Below are 17762 nucleotides of genomic sequence, written 5' to 3'. Positions count from 1 at the left end.
GGGGCGGGCTTGGGGGGCAGGCCAACAGACACGGAGGGCGGGGAGGGCGCTCTGGGTCGTATGGGGTGGGCCGGGCTGAAGCCCGGCCTACGGGGCACACATTGTAGCGGGGGCCGCGCCTCAGACGGGGCGGTTGAACGCCCCCCCTCCCGGGAACCTAGCGCGCGGCTTTCTCTGCGAGGCCGGAGGTGCCCTCGCGGCGGGCGAGCTCGGCCTCGATCTCGGCCAGCGTCACGCCGCGCGTCTGGCACATGACGAGCAGGTGGTAGAGCACGTCGGCCGCCTCGGCGGTCAGCCGCTCGCGGTCGCCCTTCACCGCCTCGATGATGGCCTCCACCGCCTCCTCCCCGAACTTCTCCGCCGCCTTCTCGGGGCCGGCGGCGAGGAGCCGGGCCGTCCAGCTTTCCTCCGGGTCGGGGGCGGCGGCGCGGGCGGCGATGGTGGCGGCGAGGCGCTGGAGGCTCATGGGCGGATCCCGATGCCGGCGGCGGCCATATGGGCCTTGGCCTCGCCGATGGTGAAGGTGCCGAAATGGAAGATCGAGGCGGCGAGGACGGCGGAGGCATGGCCCTCCGTCACGCCGTCCACGAGGTGATCGAGCGTGCCGACGCCGCCCGAGGCGATGACCGGCACGCCGACCGCATCGGCCACGGCCCGGGTCAGCCCGAGGTTGAAGCCGGATTTGGTGCCGTCCCTGTCCATAGAGGTGAGGAGGATCTCTCCCGCGCCATGGGCCTCGGCCGAGCGGGCGAAGGCCACGGCGTCGATGCCGGTGGGGCGGCGGCCGCCGTGGGTGAAAATCTCCCACCGGCCGGGGGCCACCTCCTTGGCGTCGATGGCGACGACGATGCACTGGGCGCCGAAGCGCTCGGCGGCGCGGGCCACCACGGTGATGTCGGCGACGGCGGCGGAGTTGAAGCTCACCTTGTCGGCCCCGGCGAGGAGGAGGGCGCGGACGTCCTCCGATGTGCGGACCCCGCCGCCGACGGTCAGCGGCATGAAGATGCTCTCTGCCGTGCGGGTGACGAGGTCGAACATCGTGCCGCGGTTCTCGTGCGTCGCATGGATGTCGAGGAAGCAGAGCTCGTCGGCGCCGGCCGCGTCATAGGCCTTCGCCGCCTCCACCGGGTCGCCGGCGTCGATGAGATCGACGAAGTTGACGCCCTTGACGACGCGGCCGTCGGCCACGTCGAGGCAGGGGATGATGCGCGTCTTGAGCATGGGGGCGTTCTAGGCGCGGGCGGCGGGCTTGGAAAGAGGCGAGACGGCGAGGGAGGAGGGGGCCTCGCCGTCGCGGCCGGGGCGGGGTAGAGGGGCGGGATGGATACATTCGAGATCTTCCTCGCCACCCAGCCCGGGCTGGAGCCCCTCCTCGCCGCCGAGGCGCGGGAGGCGGGCTTCAACGAGGTGGCGGAGGTGCCGGGCGGTGTGACGCTGCAGGGCGGCTGGCCGGAGGTTTGGCGGGCGAACATCGCGCTCCGTGGCGCCGGGCGGGTGCTGGCGCGGATCGGCGGCTTTCCGGCGCTGCACCTCGCGCAGCTCGACAAGCGGGCGCGGAAGTTCCCTTGGGGCGAGGTGCTGCGGCCGGATGTGCCGGTCAAGGTCGAGGCGAGCTCGCGGGCCTCGAAGATCTACCACGCCGGCGCGGCGGCGGAGCGTGTGGGCCGGGCAATCACCGAGGAGCTGGGCGCGCCCCTCGGCGACGGCGGCATCCGCCTGATGGCGCGCATCGAGCGCAATGTCGTCACCTTCAGCGTCGACACCTCCGGCGAGCCGCTCCACCGGCGCGGCCACAAGGTGGCGGTCGGCAAGGCGCCGATGCGCGAGACGATGGCGGCGCTCTTCCTGCGCGCCTGCGGCTATGACGGGGCGGAGCCGGTCCTCGACCCGATGTGCGGCTCGGGGACCTTCCTCCTCGAAGCCGCCGAGATCGCCGCCGGGCTGATGCCGGGGCGGGACAGGCCCTTCGCCTTCGAGCTTCTGGCGGGCTATGACCCGGCTGCGGTGGCGGCGCTGCGGGGCGGGGCGGGGGCGATGCCCGGCCCCCGGTTCCTCGGCTTCGACCGCGACGCGGGCGCCGTGCGCTTCTCCACCGAGAATGCCGAGCGGGCCGGGGTGGCGGCGGCCTGCCGCTTCGAGACGCGCCCGGTGGCGGAGTTGGAGCGGCCGGAGGGGCCGCCCGGGCTCGTCATCGTCAACCCGCCCTATGGCGAGCGGATCGGCAATCGCGGCGTGCTCGTCGGCGTCTACCGGGACCTCGGGGCCCGGCTGAAGGAGCAGTTCGCCGGCTGGCGCGTGGGTCTCGTGACCAGCGAGGAGAAGCTGGCCCGGGCGACCGGCCTGCCCTGGCAGGCGCCGGGGCCGCCGGTGCCGCACGGGCCCCTGAAGATCCGGCTCTGGCAGACGGGAGTGCTGGGCTGAGGCCGAAGATTTTTCGCAGAAAAATCTTTGAAAGATCTTTCGTCGAAAGATCTTTGGGCCCTCACTCCGATAGCAGCGCCAGCGCCTCGCCAAGGTCGATGGCCCCCTCGTAGAGCGCCCGGCCGGAGATGGCGCCGGCGATGACGCCGTTCTTTTTCAGCTCCGTCAGATCGGCGAGGGAAGAGACCCCGCCCGAGGCGATCACCGGGATGCTCACCGCCCGCGCCAGCGCCGCCGTGGCCGCGACATTCGGCCCCGCCATGGCGCCGTCGCGCTCGATATCGGTGTAGACGATGGCCGCGACGCCGGCATCCTCGAAGCGCTGGGCGAGCTCGGTGGTCAGAACCTCCGTCTCCTCCGCCCAGCCCTTGGTGGCGACCCGGCCGGCCCGAGCGTCGATGCCGACGGCGATGCGGCCGGGGAAGGCCTTCGCGGCGGCGCGGACGAGCTCGGGCTCCTCCACCGCGACCGTGCCGAGAATCACCCGCGTGAGGCCCTTGTCGAGCCAGGCCTCGATCGTCGCTATGTCGCGGATGCCGCCGCCGAGCTGGATCTGCTGATCGGGGCAGGCGGCGAGGATCGCCTCGACCGCCGCGGCATTGACCGGCTTGCCAGCGAAGGCGCCGTTCAGATCGACCAGATGCAGCCAGGAGCAGCCGGCGGCGGCGAAGGCGCGGGCCTGATCGGCGGGGCTGTCGTTGAAGACCGTCGCCGCCGCCATCTCGCCGCGCAGGAGCCGCACGGCCTGGCCGTCCTTGAGGTCGATGGCAGGGTAGAGGATCATTTTAGGGGCACTCCTTTGTCTCGGGGCGGGGGGTGCCACGGGGCGGGGCCGGGGGCAAGCGACCTCACGTCAGACTGGACGGCCGGGGCCGGCCTGCCCCAGCGTGAGGCAAAGAGGAGGAGCTTCCGATGACCCAGTTTCTTGCCCGCCTGACCGCGGCGATGACCGCCGCGCTCGCCGCCCTGATCGCCAGCGCCACCCTTGCCGCGGCCGACCCGATCGAGGGGCTCTGGCAGACCCAGGTTGATGAGGGCGCCTATGCGCTTGTCACCATCGCCCCCTGCGGATCGGCCTTCTGCGGCGTGATCTCGCGGACGTTCAACGCCGATGGCGAGTTCCAATCCGAGACGCTCGGCCGGCAGATCGTCATCGACATGGTGCCCGTCGGCGGCAGCGAATACGAGGGCCAGGTCTGGCGGCCGTCCAACGACAAGATCTACCTCGGAAAGGTGGCCGTCTCGGGCGACCGGATGCAGCTGAGGGGCTGCGTGGCCGGCGGGCTGTTCTGCGCCAGCCAGACCTGGGCGCGGGTCGGCTGACGGCAGACCGGGGGGCTGTCTGCCCCCGCCGCCTTCGGCGACTCCCCCGAGGATATATCGGGAGCAAAGACGGGGCGGCCGGCGTTTAGGCCGGCAGCTCCCGCACCGATTGATGGGCGAAGGTCAGCTTGTCGTGCAGGCCCTGCGGCAGCACGAACGGGTAGAGATCGGGCAGGTCCATCGTGCGGTTCACGTGGTTGACCGCGATGGAGAGATCGATCGCCCGGGTCAGCAGCGCCTCGGTATCCGCCTCGGCATAGGCATCGGGCGGCGCGCCCGCCCCCGCCTTCCGCCGGAACATGCCGCGCCGCTGCGGCAGCGCCGCGCCGTCGCGCAGCGACAGCCCCGCGGCGGCGGCACTGTCGGCGAGATCGGTCAGGTGGAGGATATGGGCGATGGTCTCCGCCCAGTCCTCATGCGGATGCGAGGTAGCATAGCTGGTGATATGCGTCTCGTCCGCCGGCTGCGGCGCGGCGTAATGCTGCTGGAGCGCGGCGGCGTAATCCTCCCGCTCGTCGCCGAAGAGGGCGCGGAAGGCCGGCAGGAACTCCGTCTCGCCCGAGGGGCCCGCGGCCAACCGCTCGAAGAGGAAATGCGCGATCTCGTGGCGCATGTGGCCGAGCATCGTCCGGTAGAGCTCGCCCATCTGCTCCTGCCGCACGGCCAGGGTCGCGGCGCCGGCCTCCGAGATGTTGATCGTGATCTCGCCGGCATCATGGCCCATCGTGACCTGCGTCTCGCCCGTCCGCGTCTCTTCCGACAGGAGCCGGAAATGCGGCCGCGCGCCGGTGTCGGCGCGGCTGAACCAGCCCCATCGGCCGAGATTGGCGAGCATCCAGCGCTTGGCGAGCTCGGTGTTCGACCACAGGGGCAGGTTGTCGGGCAGCGACAGGTCGGGGACGACCTCGGTCATCACGCAGGAGCGGCAGTAGGGCCCGTCCTCGGCCACCCAGTTGCAGCCGATATCGGCGCGGTGCGCGCAGGTGTCGGCATCCAGCACCATCGCCTGCGCCTCGGGATCGAAGGCGACGTCGGCGCCGCAGCCGCAGGTGAGGTTGTTGAAATACAGCGGCGCTTGGCAGGCCGGGCAGGTGAAGATTTGCAAGGAAGGGCTCCGGGTCAGGGCGGGAAAGGGCGGGGGGGCAAGTACGGGCGCAAGAGCGGTCTGGCGACAGACAAGCGGCTGGCGCGCGCCGAGGTTCCCTCCTCGGGCGAAAAACCTTTGAGGGGCTGGGCGCCCGACCGGCCGCGCCCTATCTTTTAAGGGCAAACGAATGGAGGCGACCATGGCCGGAGGCTGGTCCCGCGACGGAGCGGTGGAAGAACAGATCGAGGCGTCGATCGCCGACGAGCTGAAGCGGATGCAGGCGCTCCGCCGGGCGCCCGAGGGCGAAAGCCTGACCGAATGCGCCGAATGCGGCGAAGAGATCCCCGAGGCGCGCCGCAAGGCGATCCCGGGCGTGAAGCTCTGCGTCGAATGCCAGGGCGGGCGCGACAAGCGGCAGACCCAGCGCGGCGGCATCAACCGCCGCGGCTCGAAGGACAGCCAGCTGAAATAGGCGCTCCCCTGCCTCTGCCCCTTTCCAAATACCCTTCGGGGAGCGCGAGGGGCAGACGGCCCCTCGCTCCCGCACTCTCCTCCCTGCGCGCCGCCCGCGGCGGGGCACAAGAATTTTCCGCAGAAAATTCTTCGCTCAGGGCGCCCAGGTCAGGAAGTTGCGGATGAGCTGCAGGCCGGTGGCCTGGCTCTTCTCGGGGTGGAACTGCATGCCCGCCACATTGCCCTTCGCCACGATGGCCGTCACCGGCCCGCCGTACTCGGCATGGGCGAGGCGGTCGCCCTCATTCTCCACATCCATCGCATAGGAATGGACGAAATAGGCGTGATCGCCGGTGGAGATCCCTTCGAGCAGCGGATGCGGCCGGGCGAGCACCAGGTCGTTCCAGCCCATATGCGGCACCTTCAGCCCCGGCGCGTCGATCCGCCGGATGGCTCCGTCGATCCAGCCGAGGCCCGGCGTCTCCTCGTACTCAAACCCCGTGGTGGCCAGAAGCTGCATGCCGACGCAGATGCCCAAGAAAGGCCGGCCGCGGGCGTGGACGGCCTCGCTCAAGGCCTCCTCCATCCCCGGGATGGCGCGGAGCGCTCGGGCGCAAGCGGGGAAGGCGCCGTCGCCGGGCAGGACGATCCTGTCGGCGGCGGCCACCACGTCGGGGCTGTCGGTCACGGTCACCGCGCCGGCGCCAACCTCCGCCGCCACGAGCTCGAAGGCCTTGCGGGCGGAGTGGAGGTTGCCCGACTGGTAGTCGATCAGCGCGACGCTCATGGCCGCCTCACAGCGTTCCCTTGGTCGACGGGATAGCCCCCTCGCGGCGCGGGTCAGGCTCCACCGCCTGGCGGAGCGCCTGGGCCAGCGCCTTGAAGGCGGCCTCCGCCACATGGTGGGCGTTGATCCCGTGGAGCTGGTCGACATGCAGCGTGATGCCGCCGTGCGTCGAGAAGGCCTGGAAGAACTCGCGGACGAGCTCGGTGTCGAACGTGCCGATCTTCGGGGCGGCGAAGGTGACGTTCCAGATCAGGAACGGCCGGCCGGAGAGGTCGAGCGCCACGCGGATCTGCGCATCGTCCATCGGCAGGTGGCAGGCGCCGTAGCGGCGGATGCCGGCCTTGTCGCCGACGGCTTCCTTCAGCGCCTGGCCGAGCGCGATGCCGCAATCCTCCACCGTGTGGTGATCGTCGATATGCAGGTCTCCCTCCGCCGAGAGCGTGATGTCGATCATCGCGTGGCGGGCGAGCTGGTCGAGCATGTGGTCGAAGAAGCCGATGCCGGTGGCGATCTCCGCCTTGCCGGTGCCGTCGAGCGCGATCTCCGCCGTGATGGCGGTCTCGCTGGTGGTGCGGGTGATGCTGGCGCGGCGCATGGGGCTCCCTTTCGTCGCCGGGCTTATAGGCCGGCCCCGGGCGGGGCGCCAAGGGGCTAGCTGCGGAAGGCCTTCGTCAGCGTGGCGGCGAGGTCGGCGGCGTCTCCCAGCCGCGCCAGATAGGGCTCGCGGGCCGAGAAGCCGCGCGCCCGCCCCTCGGCGGCGGCGATGAGCCGCAGGAGCCGCCGCTGATGGATGCCGAGGCGCCGCTGGATCGGGTCGGCGATCACCCCGGCGAAGGCGGTGAGGAGCGCACCGAAGGCCGCGAAGCCGAGCATCGTGCCGGCGGTCAGCCCCGTCGAGGCAGCAGCGGGGAAGAGCGCATACCAGCCGGAGCCGAGCATGGCGCCGAGCGGGAAGGCGGCGATGGCGGCGCTCTGCGCGACGCCGAGCGCGACGGCCGGCGCGAAGGAGAGCATCCCCGGCGTCAGGCTCTTGAAGAGCACCGCGCCGGTGCCGAGCGTGCCGATCTGCGTCGCCAGCTCCGCCATGGCGCCGCGGCTCTCGGCATAGGCGGGCAGATGCGGCTCGGCGCCCTCGGGCAGCAGCTCGGCGCGGATATGCGCGGCCACCCTGTCCGACAGGTCGGTCTCGAAGACCAGCGGATGCCGGGCCAGCCAGTCCGCCGGGCGGCGCAGGCGAAGGGCGCGGAGCAGCATCTGGCCGAGGCGGGAGAGGATCTGCAAAGGCGCCAGCACCACGTTTGCGGGCGCGCGGAGGAGATCCCATCCAAGCGCCGCGCGGTGGAGCCGAAGCGAGCCGCGGAACGTGAAATGCCTGTCGCAGAAGGCGTCGACCCGCGCCCGCGCCGCCGCGAAGGGGTCGGGCGGGGCGAGGTCGGTCAGGGCTTCGGCGGTGGCGACGGGCTCCATGCGCCCGATATGGGGGGCCCCGCGCCCCGGTGGAAGAGGCAGTCTGCCGCAGCTTCGCGGGCCCCTCCCGGCCCCCTCTCAGCCGGCCTGTATCTGCACGGGCACCCGCCCGTATCGCTGCGGCGCGGCGGGCAATTTTCTTGCCCCCCGGGGGCTCTGCACCGATGTTGTCTCAAAAGGGGCCGGCAAAGGCGCCTGGCAGGGAGGATGACATGAGCTTTGCTTCGATCGACGACAGCCGCGCCATCACAGCGGAAAGCGCCTGGGCGGATCGCGACCTGCCGACAACGACCTGGGGCATGATCGAGCGCGTCGCCTCGCGCTGCCCCGACCGGCCGTCGACGACCTTCCAGATGTTCGCCGACGAGGGCGCGAAGGAAGAGACGCTGACCTGGGCGGAGCTCCGCGCCCGCACCGCGCAGACCGCCAATCTCTTCCGCCGGCTCGGCATCGGCGAGGACGATGTCGTCGCCTATCTCATGCCGAACTGCACCGAGGTCATCACCACCTATCTCGGCGGTCAGGTGGCGGGGATCGTCAACCCGATCAACCCGCTCCTCGACCCCAGCCAGATCGCCGCGCTCCTGCGCGAAACCGGCGCCAAGGTGCTGGTGACGCTAAAGAGCTTCCCCAAGAGCGACGTGGCCCAGAAGGCGGCGGAGGCGCTGCGCCATGCGCCCGATGTCAAGACGGTGCTGGAGGTGGACCTCCTGCGCTACATGACCGGGATCAAGAAGCTGATCGTGCCGCTCATCCGCCCGAAGATGGAGGTGCACCATTCCGCCCGCGTCCTCGATTTCAACAAGGAGGTCGCCCGCGAGAGCACGACACTGGGCTTCGCGGATTCCGGCGCCGACCGGGTGTCGATCTACTTCCACACCGGCGGCACGACCGGCATGCCGAAGATCGCGCGGCACCGCTATTCCGGCATCGTCTACAACGCCTGGCTGGGCGACCGGCTCCTCTTCAAGGAGACCGACGTGATGATCTGCCCGCTGCCGATGTTCCACGTCTTCGCGGCGGTCGTCGCGCTCGGCGCGGCGCTGGGCTCGGGGGCGCAGATCGTCTTTCCGACGCCGGCGGGCTATCGCGGCGACGGGGTCTACGACAATTTCTGGAAGCTGATCGAGCGCTACAAGGTGACCTTCATGATCACCGTGCCGACCGCGATCTCGCGGCTGATGCAGGTGCCCGTCAATGCCGACATCTCCTCGCTCCGCCTGGCCTTTTCCGGCTCGGCGCCCCTGCCGGCAGAGCTCTACCGGCGCTTCGAGACGGCGGCCGGCGTCAATATCTGCGAGGGCTACGGGCTGACCGAGGCCACCTGCCTCGTCTCGATCAATCCGCCCGACGGCGAGAAGAAGATCGGCTCCATCGGTGTGCCCTTCCCCCATTGCGACGTGAAGATCTTCGATGTCGACAGCGGCGAGGAGCGGCCGGAGGGCGAGGTCGGCGAGATCTGCGTCGACAATCCCGGTGTCTGGCGCGGCGAGACCTATATGGACGAGACCAAGAACACCGATCTCTACCGCGCGGGGCCGGACTCCAACGCGCAGTTCCTGCGCACGGGCGATCTCGGCCGGATCGACGAGGACGGCTATATCTGGATCACGGGCCGCGCCAAGGATCTCATCATCCGCGGCGGCCACAACATTGACCCGGCGGAGATCGAGGAGGCACTCGCCTCCCATCCCGCCGTCGCCCTCGCCGGGGCCATCGGCCAGCCGGATGCGCATTCGGGCGAGGTGGCCTGCGCCTATGTCGAGCTCGTCGCCGGCGGCGAGGCGAGCGTCGACGATCTGATGTCTCACACCATCGCGCGGGTCCATGAGCGGGCGGCCTATCCCAAGCATATCGAGATCCTGCCCGAACTGCCGAAGACGGCCGTGGGCAAGATCTTCAAGCCCGATCTGCGCAAGCGCGCCATCGCCCGCGTCTACAACGAGGCGCTGGCCCGCGCCGATGTCGCGGCCGAGGTGGAGCGGGTGGAGGAAGACCGGCGCCGCGGCCTCGTGGCCTATCTCAGACCCACCGGCACGGTCGGCGACGAGGATGTCGCCCGGGCGCTCGGCGGCTTCACCCGGCCCTGGGCCTGGGCGGAGACCTCCGCCGTCTCGGAAGACGCCTGAGCCGTGACGGAGGTGCGGATGGAAGACCCGGGCGACGGGCTCTGGCTCGGCCGCGCGGCGGGGCCCGAGGGTCCGGCCGTGGTGACGCTGAGGGGCGGGCAGGTGATCGACGTCACCTGCCGCGAGGTGCCGACCGTGAGCGCGCTCCTCGAGCGCCCCGATGCCGCGGCCTGGCTGGCCGGGGCGGAGGGCGCGGCCCTCGGCCCGCTCGAGGCCGTGGCGCTGCTCGCGCCCTGCGATCTGCAGGTCATCAAGGCCTGCGGCGTCACCTTTGCCCGCTCGATGATCGAGCGCGTGATCGAGGAGCGCGCGGCCGGCGACCCCGCCCGCGCCGAGGCGATCCGCGCCCGGGTTGCCGAAGCCATCGGCGGGGCGCTGCGAGACCTTCAGCCGGGCTCGCCCCAGGCGGCGGAGGTCAAGGCGTGGCTGATCGAGGAAGGCCTCTGGAGCCAGTATCTGGAGGTCGGCATCGGCCCGGATGCCGAGGTCTTCACGAAGGCGCCGGTGCTCTCGGCGGTCGGGACGGGGGCCGAGATCGGCCTGCATCCCGCCTCCCGCTGGAATAACCCCGAGCCGGAGGTCGTGCTGGCGGTGAATTCCCGCGGCGAGATCAGGGGCGCCACGCTCGGCAACGACGTGAACCTCCGCGATGTCGAGGGGCGCTCGGCGCTTCTCCTCGGCAAGGCGAAGGACAACAACGCGAGCTGCGCCATCGGCCCGATGATCCGGCTCTTCGACGCGGGCTTCACGCTCGATGACGTCCGCCGCGCCGAGCTGACGCTGACGGTCGAGGGCGCGGACGGCTACCGGCTGACGGGCCATTCCTCCATGGCCGAGATCTCGCGCGACCCCGAGGATCTCGTCCGCCAGACCATCGGACGGCATCACCAGTATCCCGACGGGGTGATGCTCTTCCTCGGCACGCTCTTCGCCCCGGTGGAGGATCGCGACGTGCCGGGCGAGGGCTTCACCCACAAGCCGGGCGACAGGGTGCGGATCGCGGCGCCCGGGCTCGGCGCGTTGGAGAACCGCGTGACGCTCTCGACCGAGGCGCCGGAATGGCGGGTCGGCATCGGGGCGCTCATGGCGAACCTCGCGGCGCGGGGGCTGCTGGCCTAGGGCGGACACCCCGAGGGGGCCGCCTATGCCGTCCCTACGACAGGCGCCGCTGGCCGCCCCGCTGGCCCCCGGGCGCCCGGACGGCTATGCCTTGGGGCAAACGCGACAACAGGGAGCCCGCCCATGAAACTTCTCCGCTACGGCCCTCCGGGTGCCGAAAAGCCCGGCCTCCTCGATGCGGATGGCACGATCCGCGACCTCTCGGGCGTGGTGCCCGACCTCGCCGGCGAGGCGCTGACCCCCGAAGGCCTGGCGCAGATCGCCGCCGCCGATCCCGCCACCCTGCCGAAGGTCGAGGGCAACCCCCGGCTCGGCCCGCCGGTCGCCGGCACGAGCAAGCTCATCTGCATCGGGCTCAACTATTCCGACCACGCGGCGGAGACCGGCCAGAAGGTGCCGCCGGAGCCCATCATCTTCATGAAGGCGAATTCCGCCATCGTCGGGCCGGATGACGAGGTGCGCATCCCGCGCGGCTCGGTGAAGAGCGACTGGGAGGTCGAGCTGGCCGTCGTGATCGGCAAGGCGGCGAAATACGTCTCCGAAGACGAGGCGATGGACCATGTGGCCGGCTATTGCGTGGCCAACGACATCTCCGAGCGCGCCTTCCAGACCGAACGGGCCGGGCAATGGACCAAGGGCAAGAGCTGCGACACCTTCGGCCCCCTCGGCCCCTGGCTGGTGACGGCCGACGAGGTGGACGACCCGCAGGCGCTGCCGCTCTGGCTGAAGGTCAATGGCGAGACCATGCAGGAGGGCACGACCGGGACGATGGTCTACGGGGTGCGCTATCTGGTGAGCTACCTCAGCCAGTTCATGACCCTGCTTCCGGGCGACGTAATCTCGACCGGCACGCCCCCCGGCGTCGGCATGGGCATGAACCCGCCGCGTTTTCTCAAGGCCGGCGACATCATGGAGCTCGGCGTCGAGGGGCTCGGCGTCCAGCGGCAGGTCTGCGCGGCGGATTGACGGGGCAGGCGGGGCGGGGCGCCGCCGCCGAAGGTGGGTTGAAAACCCACCCTACGGGATGTCCCGGGCGCGGCGCGGTGGGTCACAAACCCATCCCGCGCCCGGAGCTCTCCCCCCGGCTCCCGACCCCGCCCCCCGCGACACTTCGCCGCCCAAGCCCATTGATTGTTCGCCCCCAGCCGCTAGGCTCCCTTAAGTCAAAAGGGAGGATACCATGTCTTACGGACGTCTCTTCGCCATCGGGTTCGCTGCCGCCGCCCTTGCCGCGCCGGCCGCCGCCCAGACCCAGCTTTCCATCGCCACCGGGGGGACCGGCGGCGTCTATTATCCCATGGGCGGCGGGCTCGCCCAGGTCATCGAGGGCCATGTCGAGGGCTATAGCGCCACCGCCGAGGTGACCGGCGCTTCCGTCGAGAACATGGGCCTCATCGCCACCGGCGATGCCGACCTCGCCATCGCGCTCGCCGATACCGTCCAGCAGGCCTATACCGGCACCGGGCGCTTCGAGGGGCAGGAGTTGCCGATGATCCGCGCCGTCGGTTCGCTCTATGCGAACATGGTGCAGATTGTGACGCTCGAGGGCTCGGGCATCACCTCGATCGCCGACCTGCCCGGACACCGCGTCTCCGTCGGCGCGCCCGGCTCGGGGACGGAGGTCAATGCCATGACGCTTCTCGAGGCCAACGGCATCTCCTTCGACGATTTCACCGCCGAGCGGCTGAACTTCAACGAGACGGCCGATGCGCTTGCCAACGGCGACATCGACGCCGGCTTCTGGAGCGTCGGCGCGCCGACCTCCTCGATCCTCAACCTCGCGACCACCAACGATATCGTGGTCATCCCGCTGTCCGAGGCCGAGGTCGAGGCGGCGCTCGGGGCCGATCCGACCTTCGCGTCCCTGTCGCTGCCTGGCGGCATGTACGAGGGTGTGGCCGATGACATCGCCACCGTCGGCGTGCCGAACGTGCTCGTCGTCTCCTCCGAGATGGACGAGGAGGCGGTCTACCAGATCACCAAGGCGATGTACGAGAACATCGCCGAGCTGCAGGCTGTCCACCCCGCCGCCAACGAGACCACCGTCGAGTTCTCGATGAACGCGACGCCGGTGCCGCTGCATCCGGGGGCGCTGCGCTACTACGAGGAGATCGGCGCCGAGATCCCGGACGACCTGCGCCCGTGATCCGCACCATCGGGGGAGGGCTCCTTGCCCTCCTCCTCACCGCCCCCGCCGGGGCGGCCGATCTCACCGCCACGATCCTCGGCGGCCCCGAGACCGGGGAGACCGAGATCGCGCGGCTGGAGATCCCGGAGGGGCAGGGCTGGTGCGTCGTCTGGAACCACTCGGTGCAGGGCTTCGAGGTGCAGGATTGCTACGAGAACCGCGCCGGCCGCATGGTGCTGATGCGCTCCCACCAGCCCGATTACGCCGCCGGGCTCGGCCATATCATCGGCCGGGGGGAGGAGACCTCCGACGACACACATGGCTACTGGATCGAGAATATCGACGAGCCGGTGCCGGGGGATGCCTATATCCTCCGCCCCGGCGCCATGGCGGTGGACCACCGGCTGGTGGCCGCGGCCGGCGAGGTCTCGCTCTCCGCCCTTGCCGAACATGCGCGGGTGCGCATCGCGCTGGTGGCGGAATGAGGCGGGGCAGGGCGTCCGCCGGCCGTTCGATGCCGACCTGCGGGTGCCTGACACCGCCAAGACTATCCCTTCTAGACCACTTGGCGCGACCTGCTCGATTGCTGGAGCCGCCGTGTGGCCGAGGGCGCGGCCCGGCTTTTGCGGTGGCAGGGAACAGGATCGGAGAGAGATGAAGTCTGCAGTGATATGCCCCGGGCCGGGAAAGTCGGGGACGACCCTCCTGAACTTTCTGTTTGAGAACATCGAAGGGTGCTACGGGCCGCGCGAGGGGAAGGAATATTCCTATTTCGCGACGGATCGCGATTTCCCCTATGAGGATGTCTTCGACGTCGGCGGGAGTGACGCCGGCGCCCTGAGGTTCGAATTCAGCCCGACCTACACGACAGTCGCCGATCTTACCTGGAACAAGAGAATTGTGGAGAGAATCCGCAAGAGCGTCGACAATCCGTTCGTGATTTTCACCATCCGCGAGCCCGTGTCGCGCAGCATGTCAGCCTATCATCACTTTCTCCAATCCTATTCACGATTCGGCGGAAAGCGGCATTCAGAGCAAGAGCGTTGCCTGGCGGAGCCCTATGGGCAGACGTTCGATGAGGCGGTCCGGTCCGATCAGATGGTCGGGTGCCTCCTGTCGGACATCGTCGGCCTTTATGTCGACAGCTTCGGTCAGGACAATGTGCTGTTCTTCTTTCTCGAGGAAGACGCGGCGGCCTTCGACCGCTTCTACGATTTCGTCATAGACCGGACCGGCTTTCCTACGCCGAACACGCGCCGCGGCGCGGAAATTCCCAAGCTTGCGAGGGGCCGGGGGCATCCGGGATATTATTACGCGCGGGATGAGGATCTCTGCATTCGCAACAGCGCCGGGGACGAGGCGCATCTGCCGGCCGGGCAGTTCTATATCTGCAATGAGCGCGGGCACGAGATCATGAGGGACATGGATCCCGAAACGGCCGCCGCCTGCATGGAGGCCCAGGAGCTCTGGACCCGCGACTTCAGTGCCGAGACCCAATCCGACCTTTTCGACGACCTCTTCCGCGCGGATTTTGAGAAGCTGTCGGAATACTGGGTGCCGGGCAGCCATGTCGGAAAGATCCCCGATTACTTCAACTGGACCTACAGGGACAGGCTCGTCCCCCGGGCCGAGCCGGATATCGATCTGCTGAAAACCACTTCGCTTGCAAGCACATGAGGGAATGATGCCCCGCCGCGCGATCCTGCATATCGGTCGCCACATGATCTGGCCGAAAGCCAGCCGGAGCGGTGCGGGCAGAACCTCTATCCGGCCCGCAGGGCCGGCCCCCCGACCGATCCTCATGCAGGCCGCCCCATGACCGAGACCAGCGACATCACCACCCCCGGCGAGCCGGACCAGCCGCGCCTCGTCCTGCGGGCCATCGCGGTCATCGGCATCGCCCTGTCGCTCTTCCAGCTCTATGCCGCCGGCATCCAGCCGCTCGGGCTCTTCTTCCAGCGGCCGATCCACCTCGGCTTCATCCTCGTCCTGACGTTCCTGATGTTCCCCGTGACCGGCCGCCGCCGCCGGGGGCCTCTCGGCTGGGCCGTCGACGGGGTGCTCATCGCCGGGGGCGTGCTCGTCGGCTACTGGGTTCCCGCCCATATCGACATCATCGCCAATGCCATCATCCCGCGCGGGATCGACGTGACCGTCGGCATCATCACCACGCTTCTGGTGCTCGAGGCGGCGCGGCGGGCCATCGGGCTCGGGCTCACGATCATCGGGGTGGTCTTCATCGCCTATGCCTTCGCCGGCGAGCGGGGCGAGCTGCCTTGGCTGGCCGATACGCTCCCCGGCATCCTCCATCACCGCGGCTATACGCTAGAGCGGTTCTCGAGCCAGATGACGCTGGGGGCCGAGGGGATCTTCGGCCTGCCCCTGGGCGTCGCCGCGACCTTCATCTTCGTCTTCGTGCTCTTCGGGGCGTTCCTCGAGGTGACCGGCGCCGGCAAGTTCTTCATCGACCTCGCCTATGCGGCGACCGGGCGGCAGCGGGGCGGGCCGGCGAAGGCGGCGGTCATCGCCTCTGCGGGAATGGGCTCCATCTCCGGCTCGGCCATCGCCAATGTTGTGACCACTGGCGCCTTCACGATCCCGCTCATGAAGAAGCTCGGCTACCGCCCAGCGCAGGCGGGCGGGATCGAGGCGGCGGCCTCGACCGGCGGGCAGATCATGCCGCCGCTCATGGGCGCCGGGGCGTTCCTGATGAGCGAGTTCACCCGAATTCCCTACATCGACATCGTCCTCGTCTCGATCTTCCCGGCCGCGCTCTATTTCGGCTCGGTTTACCTCCTCGTCCATATCGCCGCGGTGAAGCAGGGGATGCGGGGGCTGCCCGCCGCCGAACTGCCGCGGGTGCGGGACGTGCTGGCCGAGGGCTGGCATTTCCTGCTGCCCCTCGTCGCCCTCGTCTGGCTGCTGGTGGCGGGCTATTCGCCGATGCGGGTCGGCTATTACGCCATCCTCGCGGTGATCGGCGCGGCGGTGCTGCGCGGGGTGATCGGCTGGGTGACCTCTGGGGCGACGCTGCCCGGGCTCGTGGCGCTCACCCGCGCCGGCATCGAGAAGACCCTGCAGGCCCTCAGCCTCGGCGCCCGCAACGCCGTCGCCGTCTCGCTCGCCTGCGCCGTGGCGGGGATCGTCGTCGGCGTCGTGGGGCTGACCGGGCTTGGGCTCAAGTTCTCCGCCATGATGCTGGCCTTCAGCCAGGGGAACCTGCTTCTGGCGCTCCTCATGGTGGTGCTGGCGAGCCTCGTCCTCGGCATGGGGCTGCCGGTGACGGCGGCCTATATCGTGCTCATCATCCTCGTCGGCCCGGCGCTGTCGGAGGAGTTCGGCCTGCCGCTTCTCGTTGCGCATCTCGTGGTCTTCTGGTGGAGCCAGGACAGCAACGTTACGCCCCCGGTGGCCCTCGCCGGTTTCGCCGGGGCCGCCATCGCGGGGTCGAAACCGATGGAGACCTCCGTGCAGGCGTGGAAATACGCCAAGGGGCTCTACCTCATCCCGCTCTTCATGGTCTTCAACCCGGTCATCATCCTCGGCGGGCCGCTGCCGCTCGTGCTCTGGAACGGTGTGATCGTCATCCTCGCGCTCACCGCCTTTGCCGCGGCGCTGGAGGGCTTCCTCTTCGGCCCCATGCCGGTCTGGGCGCGGGTGCTGGTGTTGCCGGGCACCATCGCCGTCTTCTGGCCGTCGATTGCCGTGGAGGCCGCTGGCGCGGGGCTGCTCGCGGCGCTTCTGGCGCTCAACTGGTGGAGCGCGCGGGGCGGCGGGGCTAGGGCAGCAGCCTGAGGAGGGCCTCGGCGAAGCGCCGGTCGACCTCCGGGCGGTAATGGCTGTCGGCGGCGAAATTGGCGGGGTCGGAGGGGGAGGCGATCTCGGCCGTCGCGAGATAGGGGATGCCCTCCCGCTCCAACACCGGCGCCGTGAGGGCGAGGAGGTCGAGATCGCTCCCGTCCCGCCCCTGGATCAGCAGGACCACCGGCACCTGCCCGTCCTCGCGCGCCATCGCGGCGAACGCCGCGATCATCCGGGGCAGCACCTCGGCGACGGGATAGAGCTCGCCCGCCTCGATCCGCCGCTCCACCCGCGCGATATGTCGTTTGGCGAGTGAGCGGCGGACGAGCCGCAGGAAGGGGGAGGCATCGGCCCAGGTGGCCCCGAAGGTCACCGGGGCGTGGAAGGCGTCGACCTCGCGGAGCTGCGCGCGCCAGGCGCCGGCGAGGGCAGGGTCGCGCGCCTCGTCCGCCGTCTCGATCACGGGCTCGATCCGGGCGAGGCCATCCCCCTCCGGCAGGAAGACCGGATAGGTGAAGGGCGCCGGCTGCTCGAAGGCCCAGGTCTGGTTCGAGAGCGCCGCCATCGCGGGGAGGGAGGACGACAGGATGCCGAGCACCACGACATCCCCCGCGCGCCGGTTCGGCCGGTCGTCCAGGAATTGCGCGAAGGTGAAGTTGGGCGGCGCGCTCGGCCCGTCATGGCGGTCGACGGAAAGCGCGGGGTCCAGCGCCTCCGCCTCCGCCAGGATGTTGGAGGTGAAGGACATCCCGTAGGCGCGCAGGACCGGCCCGGCGCCGGGGTCTTCGGCCGCGAACCCCTCCGCCGAGGCGGCGAGCTGCGCCGGCCGCCAGGCGATATCGGCGAGGTTGCCGGGGGCATCCGGCGCCTCGTCCCAGGCGGCGAGCTTGCCCGGCACCGAGCGGCCGTAGTCGAAATAGGCGACGAGCCCGCCGAGCCGCCCGGCCCCCGCCGCCCAGCCGAGAGCGCCGGCGGCGGCGAGATCGATCAGCGCGAGCGCCGCGAGGGTGAGAAGGAAGGTCCGCAAGGTCTGCCGCATCGCGCCCT

General features: G+C 70.1%; 18 protein-coding genes. 10 read left to right on the top strand and 8 right to left on the bottom strand.

All coding sequences use genetic code 11. From position 1 onward, the window contains the following. Positions 1–157: 157 nt before the first annotated feature. Both ACAZ03_RS12525 and hisF read right to left on the bottom strand, forming a co-directional pair. Positions 158–466, bottom strand: a complete 309-nt coding sequence (locus ACAZ03_RS12525) for a phosphoribosyl-ATP diphosphatase (RefSeq protein ID WP_373354049.1) — start codon at positions 464–466, stop codon at positions 158–160. Continuing rightward, positions 463–1221, bottom strand: a complete 759-nt coding sequence (gene hisF, locus ACAZ03_RS12520; RefSeq protein WP_373354047.1) for an imidazole glycerol phosphate synthase subunit HisF — start codon at positions 1219–1221, stop codon at positions 463–465. Before hisF ends, ACAZ03_RS12525 begins: the two co-directional genes overlap by 4 nt. A gap of 99 nt (positions 1222–1320) precedes the next feature. Between hisF and ACAZ03_RS12515 the strand changes: the two genes are divergently transcribed. Beyond that, positions 1321–2421, top strand: a complete 1101-nt coding sequence (locus tag ACAZ03_RS12515) for a class I SAM-dependent RNA methyltransferase (protein WP_373354045.1) — start codon at positions 1321–1323, stop codon at positions 2419–2421. A gap of 61 nt (positions 2422–2482) precedes the next feature. Here ACAZ03_RS12515 and hisA read toward each other — a convergent pair whose 3' ends face one another. Further along, on the bottom strand, positions 2483–3205 hold the full coding sequence (gene hisA / locus ACAZ03_RS12510; protein ID WP_373354043.1) for a 1-(5-phosphoribosyl)-5-[(5-phosphoribosylamino)methylideneamino]imidazole-4-carboxamide isomerase: 723 nt from the start codon (positions 3203–3205) through the stop codon (positions 2483–2485). A gap of 128 nt (positions 3206–3333) precedes the next feature. Here hisA and ACAZ03_RS12505 point away from each other — a divergent pair, with 128 nt between their 5' ends. Further along, complete coding sequence (locus ACAZ03_RS12505) at positions 3334–3744, top strand: DUF2147 domain-containing protein (protein ID WP_373354041.1); 411 nt, start codon at positions 3334–3336, stop codon at positions 3742–3744. 85 nt (positions 3745–3829) lie between these two features. Here the strand turns inward: ACAZ03_RS12505 and ACAZ03_RS12500 are convergent, their stop codons facing one another. After that, entirely contained in the window at positions 3830–4849 is a 1020-nt protein-coding gene (locus tag ACAZ03_RS12500; protein WP_373354039.1) for a putative zinc-binding metallopeptidase, read from the bottom strand. A 181-nt stretch (positions 4850–5030) separates the two neighbouring features. Between ACAZ03_RS12500 and ACAZ03_RS12495 the strand changes: the two genes are divergently transcribed. Further along, positions 5031–5303 carry a DksA/TraR family C4-type zinc finger protein gene (locus ACAZ03_RS12495; RefSeq protein WP_373357080.1) on the top strand — a complete coding sequence of 91 codons (273 nt, stop codon included), beginning with the start codon at positions 5031–5033 and terminating at the stop codon, positions 5301–5303. Positions 5304–5438: 135 nt separating this feature from the next. Here the strand turns inward: ACAZ03_RS12495 and hisH are convergent, their stop codons facing one another. The 3 genes from hisH to ACAZ03_RS12480 are packed head-to-tail and all read right to left on the bottom strand — an operon-like array spanning position 5439 to position 7538. Further along, positions 5439–6071, bottom strand: coding sequence for an imidazole glycerol phosphate synthase subunit HisH (gene hisH, locus ACAZ03_RS12490; RefSeq protein ID WP_373354037.1), 633 nt, complete (start codon positions 6069–6071; stop codon positions 5439–5441). 7 nt (positions 6072–6078) lie between these two features. After that, on the bottom strand, positions 6079–6666 hold the full coding sequence (hisB, locus tag ACAZ03_RS12485) for an imidazoleglycerol-phosphate dehydratase HisB (protein ID WP_373354035.1): 588 nt from the start codon (positions 6664–6666) through the stop codon (positions 6079–6081). 56 nt (positions 6667–6722) lie between these two features. Beyond that, positions 6723–7538, bottom strand: coding sequence for a DUF6635 family protein (locus tag ACAZ03_RS12480; RefSeq protein WP_373354033.1), 816 nt, complete (start codon positions 7536–7538; stop codon positions 6723–6725). Between the two features lie 212 nt (positions 7539–7750). Between ACAZ03_RS12480 and ACAZ03_RS12475 the strand changes: the two genes are divergently transcribed. The 7 genes from ACAZ03_RS12475 to ACAZ03_RS12445 all read left to right on the top strand — a co-directional run bounded on the left by ACAZ03_RS12475 (position 7751) and on the right by ACAZ03_RS12445 (position 16709). Next, positions 7751–9667, top strand: a complete 1917-nt coding sequence (locus ACAZ03_RS12475) for an acyl-CoA synthetase (protein WP_373354032.1) — start codon at positions 7751–7753, stop codon at positions 9665–9667. An 18-nt stretch (positions 9668–9685) separates the two neighbouring features. Beyond that, positions 9686–10786, top strand: a complete 1101-nt coding sequence (locus tag ACAZ03_RS12470) for a fumarylacetoacetate hydrolase family protein (RefSeq protein ID WP_373354031.1) — start codon at positions 9686–9688, stop codon at positions 10784–10786. Between the two features lie 123 nt (positions 10787–10909). Next, entirely contained in the window at positions 10910–11752 is an 843-nt protein-coding gene (locus ACAZ03_RS12465) for a fumarylacetoacetate hydrolase family protein (RefSeq protein ID WP_373354029.1), read from the top strand. Positions 11753–11966: 214 nt separating this feature from the next. Beyond that, complete coding sequence (locus tag ACAZ03_RS12460) at positions 11967–12932, top strand: TAXI family TRAP transporter solute-binding subunit (protein ID WP_373354027.1); 966 nt, start codon at positions 11967–11969, stop codon at positions 12930–12932. Beyond that, a complete protein-coding gene (locus ACAZ03_RS12455) occupies positions 12929–13399 on the top strand; it encodes a DUF1850 domain-containing protein (RefSeq protein WP_373354025.1) in 471 nt (156 codons plus the stop codon). Before ACAZ03_RS12460 ends, ACAZ03_RS12455 begins: the two co-directional genes overlap by 4 nt. Before the next feature lie 169 nt (positions 13400–13568). Beyond that, positions 13569–14591, top strand: coding sequence for a hypothetical protein (locus tag ACAZ03_RS12450; protein WP_373354023.1), 1023 nt, complete (start codon positions 13569–13571; stop codon positions 14589–14591). Between the two features lie 138 nt (positions 14592–14729). After that, positions 14730–16709: a TRAP transporter permease gene (locus ACAZ03_RS12445; RefSeq protein WP_373354021.1), complete on the top strand. Its 1980-nt coding sequence runs from the start codon at positions 14730–14732 to the stop codon at positions 16707–16709. Here the strand turns inward: ACAZ03_RS12445 and ACAZ03_RS12440 are convergent. Next, on the bottom strand, positions 16693–17754 hold the full coding sequence (locus ACAZ03_RS12440; protein ID WP_373354019.1) for a hypothetical protein: 1062 nt from the start codon (positions 17752–17754) through the stop codon (positions 16693–16695). The two genes, ACAZ03_RS12445 and ACAZ03_RS12440, sit on opposite strands and share 17 nt — an antisense overlap. Positions 17755–17762: the final 8 nt, after the last annotated feature.

This window comes from Pseudoroseicyclus sp. CXY001 (assembly GCF_041714655.1).
GTDB lineage: Bacteria > Pseudomonadota > Alphaproteobacteria > Rhodobacterales > Rhodobacteraceae > Pseudoroseicyclus_A.
This window is presented reverse-complemented; position numbering and strand designations above follow the sequence as displayed.